Source organism: Haloarcula onubensis (assembly GCF_031624605.1).
Classification (GTDB): Archaea; Halobacteriota; Halobacteria; order Halobacteriales; family Haloarculaceae; genus Haloarcula; species Haloarcula onubensis.
Map to the genome: position 1 here is coordinate 696,116 of NZ_JAMQOS010000001.1, position 15,228 is coordinate 711,343.

The following is a 15,228-nucleotide window of genomic DNA, read 5'->3' on the forward strand; positions in this document are numbered from 1 at the left end:
CCCTCCGATAATGAGCGGCGAGCAGGAACTCGGCATCACAGAGAGCAAGGAGCATTCACCCGGCGAGTGGTACGCCGAGGTCGTCCAGAAGGCCGGCCTCGCGGACTACGCCCCCATGGGCGGCTTTATCGTCACGAAACCGCGCGGCTACGCGGTCTGGGAGCGCATGCAGAACCACCTGGACGGCTGGTTCAAAGACACCGGCGTCCAGAACGCCTACTTCCCGCTGTTCATCCCCGAGAGCTTCCTCGAACGGGAGAAAGACGTCGTCGAGGGGTTCGACCCGGAGGTCGCGTGGGTCACCCACGGCGGCCACGACGAACTCGAAGAGCGCCTCGCAGTGCGGCCCACGAGCGAGTCCATCATCGCGCCCTTCATGGCCGACTGGACGCGCTCGCACCGTGACCTCCCCCTGCGGCTGAACCAGTGGTGTTCGGTCGTCCGGTGGGAGGCCACCGAGACCAAGCCGTTCTTCCGTACCAAGGAGTTCCTCTGGCAGGAGGGTCACACGGCCCACGCCGACCAGGAGGGCGCGTGGGACGAGACGATGACCCGTCTGGAACAGTACAAGCGACTGTACGAGGAGGTCATGGCGATGCCCGTCATGGAGGGGCGCAAGCCGCCCCACGACAAGTTCCCGGGCGCGCACACGACCACGACCGTCGAGGCGCTGATGCCCGACGGCAAGACCGTCCAGGGCGCGACCTCCCACTATCTGGGGACCTCCTTCGCCGAGGCGTTCGACATCACCTACGCCGACGAGGACGAGGAGGACAACGTCGCCCACACGACCTCCTGGGGGCTGTCCTGGCGCGCGATGGGCGCGCTCATCATGACCCACTCCGACGAGCAGGGGCTCGTCCTGCCGCCCGCGCTGGCGCCGACACAGGTCGTCATCGTCCCCATCTGGCAGGAAGATACCAAAGACGAGGTTCAGGAGTACGCCGCCGACCTCGCCGTCGACCTGGAAGACGCGGGCGTCCGCGTCGAACTCGACGACCGCGACCACCGCAACCCCGGCTTCAAGTACAACGAACACGAGCTAGAGGGCGTCCCGCTGCGCGTGGAGGTCGGCCCCCACGAGGTCGAGGACGGCGAGGCGACGCTCGTGCACCGCCCCGACGGCGAGAGCGAGACCGTCGACCGCGAGGATATCGGCGAGACCGTCTCGGACCACCTCGACACCGTCCACGCCAAACTGTACGCAAGCGCCGAGGCGACGCTGGAAGGCGAGATTCGCGAAGCGGAGAGCCGCGAGGAGATACTGGGCACCATCGGCCAGCACGGCGGCTACGTCAAGTGTGGCTGGTGTGGCGACGAGGACTGCGAGGAGCCAATCAAGGAGGCCATCGCCGCCGAAATCGTGATGGTCCCGCTTTCCCGCGACGAGGACCCGGTCCACGAGGAGTGTGCTATCTGCGGTGAGGCGGCCGAGGAGACGGCGTACTTCGCGAAGAGCTACTGAGTGTCCGGCGGCTCCGCCGTCGTTCCGAACCCGCGAGTAGACGGCGGGGTTGGACTCGCCGCTGGCCGGCGGCGACCCCTACGACTGGAGGTCGTCCCACGCGGCGTCGAGTATCGCGGTGACTCCCTCGTCGTCGAAGGGGTTCTCTTCGCGGGCCGCCGGGCCGGGGGGCTCGTCGGTCCCACGTGTGGACGGTATGCGTCGCTTTGACATGACTGGCGCTTCTGCTACACTGTTACGTTACCTAAGGCTTCGCATGTCACGGGGCGTCCGAAAGAACTCGGGAAGGATAGAATGGGGCCGAGGGAGCGTGTGACTTTCTCCATGCCCCCATGGACGACTCTCTTTTCACCACATATAAATCGGCGTCAGACTCGGGGCTGACAACCGGCAGACGGCGGCCGCTTTTCCAGTCTCAGTGACATGGGTACCGGCGGCTCGGGCCGCCGCATGGCGACGTCCCGACGCCAACTCACCTGCCCGCGGTGGCGATACTGGTGCCGGTTATCTCGAAGGCGGCCCCGCCGGTCGCGCTGGTGGTGACGTGGATGTCCCACTCGTGTTCGGTGACGATGTCCCGGACGATAGCCAGTCCGAACCCGTTCCCGGCGTCGCTGTCGCTCTCGCCGTAGTCGAACACGCTGGCCCGGTTCTCTGCCGGAATCCCGGGCCCGTCGTCGGCGACGTAGAACCCCGCGGGCTCGACCCCCTCGACCCTTCGCGTGCTCGTCTGGACCGCCTCCACCGGACCGATACTGACAGCCGGGGTGCCCTCCGTGTGCTCGACGGCGTTTCTGAAGAGGTTCTCGAACAGTTGCTGGAGCCGACTCGCGTTGGCCGTGATGCGGTGTTCGAAGGCGATATCCAGCGTGGCGTCGCCGGTCTCGACGCTGTCCCACGCGTCGGCCGCTATCTGTTCGACGGAGACGGCCGTGGTGCCGCCCTCGACCGACCCGGTCCGCGCGAGCGAGAGGAGGTTCGCGATGATGTCCTCGATGCGTCGGTGGGCGTCGTCGATAGCGTCGAGATGGTCGCTCTCGTACTCGTCGCCCACGACCTCCAGCCGACCGATTGCGATGCTCAGCGGGTTCCTGAGGTCGTGAGCGACGAGCGAGGCGAACTCCTCGAGTCGGTCGTTTTTCGCCTCCAGGGCCGCCGTCGCGCGACGACGTTCGGCCATGTCGCGGGCCACGGCGACGGCCAGTTCGCGGGCTTCGGCCCCGGTCGGAATCGGTGTGACCGACAGCTCACAGGGGACCGACTCCCCCGCTGTCGGTCGCACGTTCACGTCGACGGTGACGCCGTCTTGCTCGCCGTCGGGGGACTGTTCCTCGAGATGGTCGACGGCGTTCAGGGCGACGAACTCGCCGAACGAGCGCCCGACGAGCGCCGATTCGCGCTCGCCCAGCAGTTCACACGCCGCCCGGTTACACGCCACCAGCCTGTTGTCGCCGTCGAGGAGATACATCGGGTCGCCGGCGTGGTCGGCCAGCATCGACTGGCGCCGTCGGCGGACCGTCGATATCGCGTCCCCGACGGCCGTCCTGAGGTCTGCTGGCGCGTCTGCGGCGAGGTTCACGTAGCCGTCGACCCCCAGTCTGAGCGCCCGCTCCGCGAGGCCCGGGACGGTCTCGGCCACGACGACCACCACCGGGCGCGGCGGCGTCATCGACTTCGCCGCCCGAACGCGCTCCTCCCACGTCCCGGTGGCCGTCGCCGGGGTGAGGACGACGCAGTCGGCGTCGCTGTACGCGGTTCGCTCCCCGGTAGCGTCCAGCCCGTCCGGCCCGACCGTCCGAACCCGGATAGCCGCCATCTCCGCCAGTATCTCGGCCGCCGTACTGGGCGCCTCGCGTCGCTGTTCGACGAGCACCGTCCCACGTCCCAGCTCCCGACCCATGCAAAACTGCATGATAAATAAGGCCATAAATCCATCGCCGCTCTCATCGCCAGATAGCGCCGGACTCATCCCGGTGTTCTATACCGGGGTCCGCCGGCCGCTCCCGCCGCGGTGCCGACAGCAACACCTTTATTGACGCCTGTATGTGAGGATTGTCCATGGACGATATATTTGTCGGAAGCTTGATGACTTCGCCCGTCACGACCGTCCCTGCCGACACGCCGGCGAAGGACGCGGCCGAACTGATGCTCGAAGCGGGAATCAGTTCCGTCGTCGTCGTGGACGACAACGACCGGCTGGTGGGTATCCTCACTTCGACCGACTTCGTCGCCATCGCGGCGGCCGAGGACTCCGCCGCGGCGTTCTCGGTGGCCGACCACATGACCACCGACGTGGTGACCACCACGGCGGGGGCGTCCATCGAGGCCGTCGCGAACCTGCTCATCGAACACGGCATCCACCACGTCCCCGTCGTCGACGACGCGGCGGGCGTCGTCGGCATGGTGACGACGACGGACCTGACGGCGTATCTCGCGGGGGGCGTGGACTCCGAGTCCACCCGCGCGTGGACCTGACCCCATCCGTGTCGCCGGCAAATGTGACGCCGACCGACGCCACGCGGTGACCGCCAGCGGTCCCGTCAACCGCCGTACAGCGCGGTAAATAGTGTACAATATATATGCCCTAATGGGGGGATTAGGAACACTAGTGCATTGATGAACATCCTCTTATGGGAGTCGCCTCTAGACGTGCGCACACATGGTTGAGCGACACATCAGTGACCAGTCTGTGGGCGAGGCCGGGCTCGCAGACCCGACTGACGAACGGTCGAACTGCGGCGTCGGGGTCGTAATGGACCTCGACGGCGAGCGCGCCCACGGCACCGTCGCCGACGGGCTCGAACTGCTGGAGAACCTCGAACACCGCGGGACGACGGGCGCCGAGAAGGGCACCGGCGACGGCGCGGGTATCATGCTCCAGATTCCACACGAGTTCTTCGCCGAGGAAATCGACGCTGACCTCCCCGAGCCGGGCGCATATGCGGTCGGCACCCTCTTTCTGCCGAACGACGCGGAGGCCGCGGCGGACCTGAAAGCGCTCGTCGAGACGGAACTGGCCGGCGAAGGACTGGACGTGCGCGGCTGGCGCGACGTGCCCACGGACAACGCCGACCTGGGCGCGACGGCGCTGGAATCCGAGCCGGAAATCGCCCAGTTCGTCGTCGTCGCCGAGGACGGCGCGACCGGCGAGGACCTGGACAACCAGCTCTACGTCGGCCGCCGGACCCTCGAAAACACCGTGGCTCGGGAGCAGCCGCCGGGCCACGACCGCTTCTACGTCGTCTCGCTGGCCTCCGACGTCGTCGTCTACAAGGGGCTGCTGAAGGCCGAACAGCTCCCCGACTACTACCCCGACCTCTCCGACGAGCGGTTCACCTCGACGTTCGCGATGGTCCACGCGCGGTTCTCGACGAACACGCTGGGCGCGTGGCACCTCGCCCACCCGTACCGGCGCATCATCCACAACGGCGAGTTCAACACCATCCAGGGCAACATCAACTGGATGCGCGCCCGCGAGACCGACATCGCGAGCGAGCGCTTCGGCGACGACATAGAGCGCATCAAACCCATCATCGACGACCCCAGCCAGTCCGACACCGCGAGCGTCGACAACGCGCTGGAACTCCTGCTCCAGGGCGGCCGTGACCTCCCCCACGCCCTGCGGATGCTCATCCCCGAGGCGTGGCGCGGCGAGATGAACAACGTCGCCGGCGACCGCCGGGACTTCTATGACTACCACGCCTCGCTGGTCGAACCGTGGGACGGCCCCGCCCTCGTGGCGGCGACCGACGGCGAGCGCATCGGCGCCGTGCTGGACCGCAACGGGCTGCGCCCGTGCCGGTACGACATCCTCGAAGACAACACGCTCGTGATGTCCTCCGAGGCGGGCGCGCTGGAGAGCGACCCCAGCGACATCGCCGAACGCGGACGCCTCCAGCCGGGTCAGTGTTTCCTCGCCGACCCCGAGGAGGGCCGCGTCATCCCCGACGCGGAGGTGTTCGAGTCCATCGCCGACGACAGGTACGGCGAGTGGGTCACGGAGGAACAGGTCGGCATCGACGACGTGGCCGCCCGCGAGGACAACACCCCGCGCCAGAGCGCCGACGGGCTGCGAAGCCAGCAGGCGATGTACGGCTACACCTACGACGAGGTCGACCACCTCATAGAGCCCATGGCCGAGAAGGGGAAAGACCCCGTCGGCTCCATGGGCGACGACACGCCGCTGTCGGTGCTGTCGCAGTTCAACCGGCCGCTCTTTACCTACTTCAAGCAGCTGTTCGCACAGGTCACCAACCCGCCGCTCGACTACATCCGCGAGGAACTGGTTACGTCGCTGGAGTCACGGCTGGGCCACCAGCGCAACCTCCTCGACGAGAGCCAGGCCCACGCCCGCCAGTTGGTGCTCGACTCCCCCATCCTCACCGACGAGGAGACCGAGGGCATCAAGAACCTCGACGAGAACGGCATGTCGACCACCGTCGTCGACATCACCTACGAGCGCGGGACGGACCTGCGCCAGGCCGTCGAGGACGTGCGCAGCGAGGCCGACGCCGCGGCCAAGGAGCACGACATCATCGTGCTCTCGGACCGCAACGCGGGCGAGGACCGCGTCCCGATTCCCTCGCTGCTCGCGGTCGGTGGCATCCACCACCACCTCGTGCGCAACGGGCTGCGCAACCACGTCGGGCTCGTGCTCGAATCCGGCGACCCGCGTGCGGTGCATCACTTCGCGACGCTCATCGGCTACGGCGCCGGCGCGGTCAACCCCTACCTCTCCTACCAGACTATCGAGGACCTCGTCGCCGGCCCCGACGGCGCTGACCTCTCTGACGCCATCGACGCCTACATCACGGCCGTCGAGGACGGCCTGCTGAAGACGATGGCCAAGATGGGCATCTCCACCGTGGAGTCCTACCAGGGCGCCCAGATTTTCGAGGCCGTGGGCCTCTCGTCGGACTTCATCGCGGAGTACTTCGAGGGGACGACCTGCCGGACCGAGGGTATCGGCCTCGACGAGATAGAGGAGGACCTCCTCCAGCGCCACGACGTGGCCTGGAGCGAGGCGGAACCGGACATGCCCCGCCAGGGCGAGTACGAGTTCCGCTCGAACGGTATCCACCACCAGTGGAACCCCAGTACGGTCGGCAAGATACAGCAGGCCGTGCGGATGGGCGACTACTCCACCTACAAGGAGTTCGCCGAACTCATCAACGACCAGAACGAGCAGCTCCAGACCCTCCGGGGTTTGCTGGAGTTCGACTCGGACCGCGACCCCGTCGACATCGAAGACGTCGAGCCCGTCGAGGAGATAGTCAAGCGCTTCGAGACGGCCGCGATGTCGCTGGGCTCGCTCTCGCCGGAGATGCACGAGAACAACGCCATCGCGATGAACCGGCTGGGCGCCAACGCCAACACCGGCGAGGGCGGCGAGCCGCCCGAGCGCTTTGGCACCGAGAAGGAGTGCAAGACCAAGCAAGTGGCGTCGGGTCGCTTCGGCGTTACCTCCGAGTACCTCTCTGAGGCCGAGGAGATTCAGATAAAGATGGCCCAGGGGTCGAAACCCGGTGAGGGCGGCCACCTGCCCGGCAAGAAGGTCAACGAGATGATAGCACACGTCCGCTACGCGACCCCCGGCGTGGGGCTCATCTCGCCGCCGCCGCTGCACGACATCTACTCCATCGAGGACCTGAAACAGCTCATTCACGACCTCAAAGCGGCCAACCCCGAGGCCGACATCAACGTCAAGCTGGTCGCCGAGGACGGCATCGGCACCGTCGCCGCGGGCGTCGCCAAGGCCAACGCCGACGTGGTCCACATCTCGGGTCACGACGGCGGGACCGGCGCGTCGCCCAAGACCTCCATCAAGAACGCCGGGCTCCCCTGGGAGCTGGGCGTGGCGGAGGCTAACCAGATGCTCCGGGCCACGGGCCTGCGCTCGCGCATCGAGATTCACTCCGACGGCGGGATGAAGACCGGCCGCGACGTGGCCGTCGCCGCCCTGCTGGGCTCCGAGGGGTACGCCTTCGGGACCGCCTCGATGGTCACCTCGGGCTGTGTGATGGCCCGCCAGTGCCACGAGAACACCTGTCCGGTCGGCGTCGCCACGCAAAACGAGAACCTCCGCAGCCGCTTCCCCGGCGAGCCCCAGCACGTCATCAACTACATGACGTTCGTCGCCCAGGAGCTGCGCGAGATTATGGCCGACCTGGGCTTCGAGACCGTCGACGAGATGATAGGCCGGGCCAGCGTCCTCTCCCAGCGCGACGACGTCACCCAGCCCAAAGCCGAGAAGCTCGACCTCTCGTCGGTCATCGCCGAACCCGCGGGCGAGGACGGCCGCTACAAGCAGCGCGAGCAGGACCACGACGTCGACGAGCAACTCGACTGGGAGCTCATCGACGCCGCCGAGGCCGCCATCGAGAACGGCGACCCCGTCGCCATCGACACGGAGATCAACAACGTCCACCGCGCGGTCGGCGCGACGCTGTCGAACCGCATCTGCCGGGAACACGGCGGCGCTGGGCTGCCCGACGACACCATCCGCGTCGACCTCGACGGCACCGCCGGCCAGTCCTTCGGCGCCTTCCTCGCACAGGGCGTGACGATGGAGCTGACCGGCACCGCCAACGACTACGTCGGCAAGGGGCTCTCGGGCGGGAAGCTCATCGTCAACACGCCCGAATCCGCCAACTACGAGGCCGACGAGAACATCGTCATCGGCAACGTCGCGCTGTACGGCGCGACCCAGGGCGAGGCCTACGTCAACGGCCAGGCCGGCGAGCGCTTCGCCGTGCGCAACTCCGGCGTCAAGGGCGTCGTCGAGGGCGTCGGCGACCACGGCTGTGAGTACATGACCGGCGGCGCCATCGTCGTCCTCGGTGACACGGGCAAGAACTTCGCGGCCGGGATGTCCGGCGGCGTCGCCTACGTCTACGACCCAGAGGGCACCTTCGCCGAGCAGGCCAACACCGGGATGGTCTCCATCCGCGACAGCCTCGAAGCCAAGGACCGCGGGATGATAACCCGCCTCGTCGAGAACCACGCGGCCTACACCGGCTCCGAGAAGGCGGCCGAACTCCTCGAGGAGTGGGACGAGGAACTGTCGAACTTCACGATGGTGATGCCCGACGCCTACGCCGAGGTCATCAGCGACCGCGAACGGGACGACGTGCGCAACGAACCGCCCGCGGCGGCCACGCCGACGGCCGACGCCACCGAGGCGGACTTCGCGGCTTCCTCGGACGACTAGTCGGCGCCGGCGGAGCGGTTTTTTTGAACTGTAGCGACCTAGAGAGACATCTGAAGACTCCTGTCCCGCAGGCGCTCCGAACTCCGATTCGGAGAGTGTCTCCTAGCCCTCCAGGTCGTAGAGCCGCCGGAACACCGTCGGCGGGAACGACGGTTCCAGCCGACTCGGCGGGCGGCCCTGGTCGCCGTCGTCGGCGGTCTGCATCCGGTCGACGACGCCGACGGCGGCGAGTTCGTACAGATACCGCTTGATGGTGCCGGCCGCCAGGTCCGTCTCGTCGGCGATGGCGGCCGTCGCCACGGTGACGGTCTCGCGGTCGGCCGGGTCGAGGTCGAGCAGGGCCCGCAGGACGGTCTGTTTGTTCGCCGGGAGCGCGAACACCCGGCCGAGCGCGACGCAGTCGGCGGGGACCTCGTCGAAGCCGGCGTCGACGTCGGCGTCGGTGATGGTGGCGTGGCCGGCCCGGGCCGCCCGGTCGGCGGCGACGAACAGCGCCGCGAGCGCGTCGTGGGCGTCGCCGTCGGCCCACGCCGCGATGGTGGCGGCCGCGTCGTCGTCCAGCGCGGCGTGGTTGAGCGCGTCGGCCGCCCGGCGCAAGAGCACGTCGACCAGGACGTGGTGTCGGTACGGACCGACGCGAATCGCCTCGGCCGTGTAGTCGGTCAGCACCGTCTCGTCGGGCTCGGTCCGGCCGACGGCGAGCCAACTGACGCTGCTTGGCAGGGCCGAGAACCGCTCGACGAGCGTCTCGGCGGCCGCGCTCCCCGACTCGCCGACGTGGTCGACGGCCAGCAGGAGCCCGGCACCGCTCGCGTCGAGTCGCCGGTGCAGCCGCGTCCGGAGCGTGTCGGTGCTGATGCCGTGGCGGGGCACCGGCTCGTCGGTGATGGCGTCGACCACCGTGTGATAGAAGCCGAACTCGCTCGTGTGGCGTCTCGTGTCCACGTAGACGAACCGCAACTCCCGCGTGGGCTCGACGCGAGTCGTCGTGTAGATGGCCGTGCCGGGATTGACTGTCTGGTGGTCGAGACGGGCGAAAAGCGCCGTCACCACGGCCGACTTGCCGGCGCCTTTCGGGCCGTAGAGGTAGCCGTGTGGCGGCAACCGGCTGTCGAACACCGGGTCCAGGTGGTCGAGCAACTGTTCGAGGAGCCGGCCCCTGTCGGTCGGCTCCTCGACGTGTGTCGCCGGCGACAGCGGCTCGTACCCCGCGACCAGTCGCGACTCCTCGTCCGGTCGCTGGCGCCGCCGTATCATCGCTTCGATGTCCATTGTACCCGTCGGAGACGCCGAGAGGGTTAGACCGGCACCGGCACCCAGCCGCTGTTCGGGAAGACGCCGATAATCGCCAGGACGGCGATGGTGAACGTCGTCAGGACGATAGACGCCGCCGGCGGGTCCCAGTGCGTGTCGCTGTGGGCGTAGAAGATACGCTGGTGTGCCTCTCCGGCCAGCGCGCCGTAGATGCCAAAGAGGGTGCCCGCGACCAGCGCCAGCAGGGCGTCACCGCCGGTGCCCAGTATCAGCGCCACCGTGGCCGACGGGAGCGTGATGTGGTGGGTCACGGGAATCTTCTCGACGCCGCAGTTCAGGAACACCAGGGAGGCCGCGCTGATGCCAAAGCCGAGGAAGAAGCTCTCGGTCACCAGGCCGATGTACGACCCCAGGATACCGACGGCGAGGCCCAGCACGAGGACGCCGGACCACTTGTACTGGTGGGGGAGCCACGGCTCGACGGCCAGCCGGTTCTTCTCGACGCCGCCGTCGGCCGCGACGTCGCTGCCGGTCGTCGACGTCCGCATGTCACCGCGGGCGAACGGCGTCATGTCGAAGAGGCCGTCGCCGCGGGCCTCGCCCACCAGCGGGAAGCCGAAGGCGAGTCGGTGCGCCACCGCGGAGAGCGTGACGCCCATCGCGATGGGGTCCCAGGGGAGCAGGAGGCCGCCGGAAATCTGGCGGATGAACATCCCGAGGACGCCGAAGACGCCCCCGACGAGTAGGATGTCCGGCTCCGTGCCGAAGGCATAGAGGATGTTCTTGCCCTCGTGGTAGTCGAACCCGGTGTCCATCTTCCCTTGTTTCGCGGCGTAAGCCGTCGCTGCGGCCCCGCCGGCGAAGGCGATGTGGGGCCCGAAGACGGGACCGAAGGCCACCAGCGCGGTGACGTTCGGGGCCACGTCGCCGGTCGGAATCCCGGCGACGGCGCTGAGTTGTGCGGTCAGGATGTTGATGGCCTCCCCGGCGATGACCATGAAGCCGGTGAAGATGAACGCGGGCAGGGCCCCGAGTGCGGCGCCGAACATGCCGCCCGCGAACGAGGCGATGAGCAAGACGAGAAACTCTGTGATACTGATGCCGAGTACCGGCACCTGGAGGACGGTCCCTACCATCGTCGGTCACCTCCCGGCGCCGCCCGGCCCGCCGGCCGACGGGTCGACATCGATTGGTGTCGCGGCTGTGGTCGCCCCCTGCTCCCGCCCCCGTCGCCGGGGTCGGGATGGTCAGATAGTGATTCACGAGCGGTCGGTCGCGTGTGTTTGCCAGCCATGAGTTCGGTCAGGTGGTACGACCGGCTGTACGCCTGTTCCGCCCCGACCACGCGACTGCGTGCGGTCGGTTCGGCAATTCGGTACGACCGGCCGTACGAGCGGTCGTTTATCGATACTGCCGTTGCGTCAGTACCTAGCACGATTAAATCATATAAAACTTATCAGCAGAAGTGAATTTCATGCTTACCGATAAGTAGCGGCGCGCGCTCGGCCGAGGACAAACCGTTTTCCCATCACGGCGAGGAGAGGGGAGTATGTTCGACAAATCGACGTGGATACGGCTCCCGCGCAACGTCGTGGTGGGCCACGGCGTCCTCTCGGAGACACTGGACGCCGTCGAGGAGCTCCACCTCACCGGGCGGCCGCTGGTGGTCTCCAGCCCGACACCGTACGAGGTGGCCGGCACGCGCGTCATCGACCAGTTCGCCGACGCGGGCTACGACCCCGACGACATCATCGTCGACGAGGCCAGCTTCGACGCCGTCCAGTCGGTCATCTCCCACGCCGAGGACGTCGACGCCGGCTTCCTGCTGGGCGTCGGCGGCGGGAAGGCCATCGACATCACGAAGATGGCCGCCGACCACCTCGGCAAGGGGTTCGTCTCCGTCCCGACGGCGGCCAGCCACGACGGCATCGTCTCGGGGCGTGGCTCCGTCCCGGAGAAGGACACCCGCCACAGCGTCGCCGCCGAACCGCCGCTGGCGGTGGTCGCGGACACGGAGATTCTCGCACAGGCCCCCTGGCGCCTGACGACCGCGGGCTGTGCCGACATCATCTCGAACTACACCGCCGTCAGGGACTGGGAGCTGGCCCACCGGCTGAAGAACGTCCCCTACAGCGAGTACGCCGGCGCGCTCTCACAGATGACCGCCGAGATGCTCGTCGAGAACGCCGACTCCATCAAGCGCAACCTCGAAGAGTCGTCCTGGATTGTCGTCAAAGCGCTCGTCTCCTCCGGCGTGGCGATGTCTATCGCGGGTTCGTCCCGCCCCGCAAGCGGCGCGGAACATCTCTTCTCTCACCAACTCGACCGCATCGCGCCCGGCGCGGCGCTGCACGGCCACCAGGTCGGCGTCGGCGCCATCATGACCGAGTACCTCCACAGCGGCCCGCAGGGGCGCTGGCGCGACGTGCGCGACGCGCTCGCGGCCATCGGCGCGCCCACGACGGCGGCGGAGCTCGACATCGACCGCGACACCGTCATCGAGGCGCTGACGACGGCCCACGAGATACGGGACCGCTACACCATCCTGGGCGACGGGATGAGCGAAGAGGCGGCCGTCGAGGCGGCGACGGTCACCGGCGTCGTATAGCGAGGTAGTGAGCGGAGCGAACTACCTCGAAAGTGACGCGGGGAACGAAGTGACCCGCGGAGCAGTAGCGGGGTCGCGCAGCGACCCCGAAGGCGAGTGAAACGAGCCGGAGAGCAGTAGCGAGGTCGACCGGAGGGAGGCCTCGAAGCGAGGCGGTGACCGAAGGGAACCGCAGAGCAGTAGCGCGGGGTCCCGGTGCCCTCGGTCAGACGAGTTCGCTGACGGCGTCGGGTTCGGCGTCCCAGCGCACCGACTCCCCGCTTTGCTCGGCGGCGTCGACCACGTCGGCGGTGAACACGACGCTCAGCCGGTACACCGTGCCCGCGGACTCGTCGTCCCCGTTGCGGATGCCGTGGATGTTGGCGCTGACGGCGTCGGTGACGGTGCAGTCGACGCCCGCCGCCTCCCTGACGATGCGCTTGACCGCCTCCGAGAGCCGCTCGTCGGGTTCGGTCTGGCCCCGCGGCACTAGCCACTCCCCGTTGCCCTCCCGCAGCAACACCGCCCCGTCGTCGTCCCGGACCACGCAACGCACGTCGAGTTGCCCGTCACGGGACCGTTCGAGGCTCCGCTGGTATCGCTCCTCGCTCACCTCGAACGTCGTCTGCGTGACCTCCGGCGGGCCAAACTCCTCCTCCAGTCGCGTCAACCGCTCCTCGACACGCGACCGGGAGCGGCTGGCTACGTCCATGCCATCTGGTTACCGGCTACTGATATAAAAGCAGCCACTCGTTTTCAGCGTCTGAAACCGCTTCTGGCGGCCGGTAGCGCCCCTCTCGCGAGAAAGTGGACAGCGAGCTTACACGTGCTCGTCGAGGAAGTCGACGACGCGGGTGTAGGCGTCGATTCTGTTCTCGCGCTTGCTGATGCCGTGACCCTCGTCGTCGAAGATTGTCATCTCGACGGGGACGCCGTGGGACTCGACCTCCGCGGCTATCTGCTCGGCCTCGCCGACCGGGACCCGCGGGTCGTTCGCGCCGTGGAGGACAAAGAGCGGCGCCGCGATGCGGTCGGCGCTGTGTATCGGTGAGATGGATTCGAGGAACTCGCGGTCCTCGGCCAGCGAGCCGTACTCGGCCTCCCGTAGCTCGCGACGCCACTCGCCGGTGTTCTCCAGGAACGTGACGAAGTTGGCGATGCCGACCACGTCGACGCCGGCGGCCCAGAGGTCCGGGTACTCCGTCAGCGCCGCGAGCACCATGAACCCGCCGTAGGAGCCCCCCATCGCGACGACGCGGTCGGGGTCTACCGCCGGGTGGTCGTGTAGCCAGTCGACGCCCGCTCGCAGGTCTTTCACCGAGTCCATCCGCTTCTCGACGTCGTCCAGGTGCGTGTACGCCTTCCCGTAGCCGGTCGAACCGCGGACGTTCGGCTCCAGCACGGCGTACCCTCGCGAGAGGAAGTACTGCGTGAGCCCGGCGAAGGAGGGCCGGCGCTGGCTCTCTGGCCCGCCGTGGATGTCGACGATAACCGGCGTGTCACCGTCCCCGTCCGCGCCCGGCGGCAGCGAGAAGAGGGCGGGAATCTCGCGGCCGTCGAAGCTGGCAAAGCGGACGACCTCGGGCTCGACGAACGTCTCCCGCGGAATGCCCGCCGTCGCGGCGTGGGTCCACTGTTCGGCCTCGCCCGTCGCGGTCTCGACGACGAAGACGTTCGTGTTGACGGTGCGCCCGGTGACGCTGACCGCGAAGCGGTCGGCCTCGGGCCCCCAGGTGACGCCGCCGGCGAGTCCGCCGGGGAGGTCCGGCGTCGGGAACTCGTCGATGTCCGTCGGGCCGTCAAAGGCGCCGACCGTTATCTCGTTGTACCCCTCGACGTTCCGGGAGTACGCCAGCCGTCCGCTGTCCTGGTCGATTGCCACGCCGTCGATGTTCCACTCGCCGCCGTCGCGGACAGTCTCGATAGCGCCGTCGAGTGAGAGCCGGGCGAGTTCCAGCGTGTCGCTGTCGGTGTCGGTCACCAGATACAGCGCGTCGCCGTCCGGCCCCCACGAGACGCTCGAATACCGTACGTCGCCGTCGTGTGGGGTCAGGTGTGTCCGCTCGCCCGACTCGATGTCGAGGACGTAGACGTCCTGGTCGAAACTGGAGTGGGCCTCGCCGATGGCCAGCTTGTCGCCATCGGGCGAGAAGCCGCTGACGGTGAACCAGCCGTCGCCCTCGTAGACCAACTCGGCGTCGTCGCCGGTCCCGTCGCGGGGCTGGACGTACACGTCGAAGACCGCCTCGTCACGGCGGTTCGACGCGAAGGCGAAGCGGTCACCCTCCGGCCCCCAGCCGCCCCAGCGGTGTTTCGCGTCGGGCATCGCCGTCAGTTCGGTGATGTGGCCGTCGTCGTCCAGCCGGTACAGTTGGGTGCGCTCGTTGCCGCCCTCGTCCATCCCGAAGACGAGTTCGGGCCGCGTCGGCGAGTAGGAGACGAATCCCACCGGCTCGTCGTAGAAGGTCCGCTGCTCGGGCCACGCGCCGGGTTCGTCGAGCGTCCACACCTGGCCGACGCCGGTCGTGTTCAGCAGGAAGGCCAGCCGGCCGTCGGGACCGACGGACGCGCCGTAGGCGCTCCGGACGTTGAGATACCGTTCGAGGTCGTACACGCTCGCTAGGAGCGCTCGCGGGGGCTAAACGTTTTGCTGGCGACGCGGTTGCGGCGGTCTGTTGCACTTTCGGCAATTGCTGCGGGTGGCCCGCTGGA

10 protein-coding genes are annotated in these 15,228 nt (G+C 68.0%); 4 read left to right on the forward strand and 6 right to left on the reverse strand.

What is annotated here, in order from left to right; genetic code table 11:
- Positions 1-10: 10 nt before the first annotated feature.
- Complete coding sequence (gene proS, locus NDI86_RS03590; RefSeq protein ID WP_310899025.1) at positions 11-1,465, forward strand: proline--tRNA ligase; 1,455 nt, start codon at positions 11-13, stop codon at positions 1,463-1,465.
- 78 nt (positions 1,466-1,543) lie between these two features.
- Here the strand turns inward: proS and NDI86_RS03595 are convergent, their stop codons facing one another.
- On the reverse strand, positions 1,544-1,678 hold the full coding sequence (locus NDI86_RS03595) for a hypothetical protein (protein WP_310899026.1): 135 nt from the start codon (positions 1,676-1,678) through the stop codon (positions 1,544-1,546).
- Positions 1,679-1,937: 259 nt separating this feature from the next.
- Entirely contained in the window at positions 1,938-3,365 is a 1,428-nt protein-coding gene (locus NDI86_RS03600) for a two-component system sensor histidine kinase NtrB (protein ID WP_310899027.1), read from the reverse strand.
- A 158-nt stretch (positions 3,366-3,523) separates the two neighbouring features.
- Between NDI86_RS03600 and NDI86_RS03605 the strand changes: the two genes are divergently transcribed.
- A complete protein-coding gene (locus tag NDI86_RS03605) occupies positions 3,524-3,940 on the forward strand; it encodes a CBS domain-containing protein (RefSeq protein ID WP_310899028.1) in 417 nt (138 codons plus the stop codon).
- A 184-nt stretch (positions 3,941-4,124) separates the two neighbouring features.
- The gene (gene gltB, locus NDI86_RS03610; protein WP_310899029.1) at positions 4,125-8,675 is read left to right on the forward strand and encodes a glutamate synthase large subunit; all 4,551 of its coding nucleotides are present in this window, start codon (positions 4,125-4,127) and stop codon (positions 8,673-8,675) included.
- A 102-nt stretch (positions 8,676-8,777) separates the two neighbouring features.
- Here the strand turns inward: gltB and NDI86_RS03615 are convergent, their stop codons facing one another.
- Both NDI86_RS03615 and NDI86_RS03620 read right to left on the reverse strand, forming a co-directional pair.
- A complete protein-coding gene (locus NDI86_RS03615; RefSeq protein WP_310899030.1) occupies positions 8,778-9,947 on the reverse strand; it encodes a Cdc6/Cdc18 family protein in 1,170 nt (389 codons plus the stop codon).
- A 26-nt stretch (positions 9,948-9,973) separates the two neighbouring features.
- Positions 9,974-11,065: a DUF7973 family transport facilitator gene (locus tag NDI86_RS03620; protein ID WP_310899031.1), complete on the reverse strand. Its 1,092-nt coding sequence runs from the start codon at positions 11,063-11,065 to the stop codon at positions 9,974-9,976.
- A gap of 413 nt (positions 11,066-11,478) precedes the next feature.
- Here NDI86_RS03620 and NDI86_RS03625 point away from each other — a divergent pair, with 413 nt between their 5' ends.
- Entirely contained in the window at positions 11,479-12,537 is a 1,059-nt protein-coding gene (locus NDI86_RS03625; RefSeq protein ID WP_310899032.1) for an NAD(P)-dependent glycerol-1-phosphate dehydrogenase, read from the forward strand.
- Positions 12,538-12,742: 205 nt separating this feature from the next.
- On the opposite strand, the gene NDI86_RS03630 is transcribed toward NDI86_RS03625, so the two are convergent.
- Together NDI86_RS03630 and NDI86_RS03635 are read right to left on the reverse strand one after the other, a co-directional pair.
- A complete protein-coding gene (locus NDI86_RS03630) occupies positions 12,743-13,228 on the reverse strand; it encodes an NUDIX domain-containing protein (RefSeq protein ID WP_310899033.1) in 486 nt (161 codons plus the stop codon).
- Positions 13,229-13,336: 108 nt separating this feature from the next.
- Entirely contained in the window at positions 13,337-15,130 is a 1,794-nt protein-coding gene (locus NDI86_RS03635; RefSeq protein ID WP_310899034.1) for a S9 family peptidase, read from the reverse strand.
- Between the last annotated feature and the right edge of the window lie 98 nt (positions 15,131-15,228).

Coding starts and splice junctions, on each gene's coding strand:
- proS (WP_310899025.1), top strand. CDS start 11: ATGAGCGGCGAGCAGGAACTCGGCATCACAGAGAGCAAGGAGCATTCA.
- NDI86_RS03595 (WP_310899026.1), bottom strand. CDS start 1,678: ATGTCAAAGCGACGCATACCGTCCACACGTGGGACCGACGAGCCCCCC.
- NDI86_RS03600 (WP_310899027.1), bottom strand. CDS start 3,365: ATGGGTCGGGAGCTGGGACGTGGGACGGTGCTCGTCGAACAGCGACGC.
- NDI86_RS03605 (WP_310899028.1), top strand. CDS start 3,524: ATGGACGATATATTTGTCGGAAGCTTGATGACTTCGCCCGTCACGACC.
- gltB (WP_310899029.1), top strand. CDS start 4,125: ATGGTTGAGCGACACATCAGTGACCAGTCTGTGGGCGAGGCCGGGCTC.
- NDI86_RS03615 (WP_310899030.1), bottom strand. CDS start 9,947: ATGGACATCGAAGCGATGATACGGCGGCGCCAGCGACCGGACGAGGAG.
- NDI86_RS03620 (WP_310899031.1), bottom strand. CDS start 11,065: ATGGTAGGGACCGTCCTCCAGGTGCCGGTACTCGGCATCAGTATCACA.
- NDI86_RS03625 (WP_310899032.1), top strand. CDS start 11,479: ATGTTCGACAAATCGACGTGGATACGGCTCCCGCGCAACGTCGTGGTG.
- NDI86_RS03630 (WP_310899033.1), bottom strand. CDS start 13,228: ATGGACGTAGCCAGCCGCTCCCGGTCGCGTGTCGAGGAGCGGTTGACG.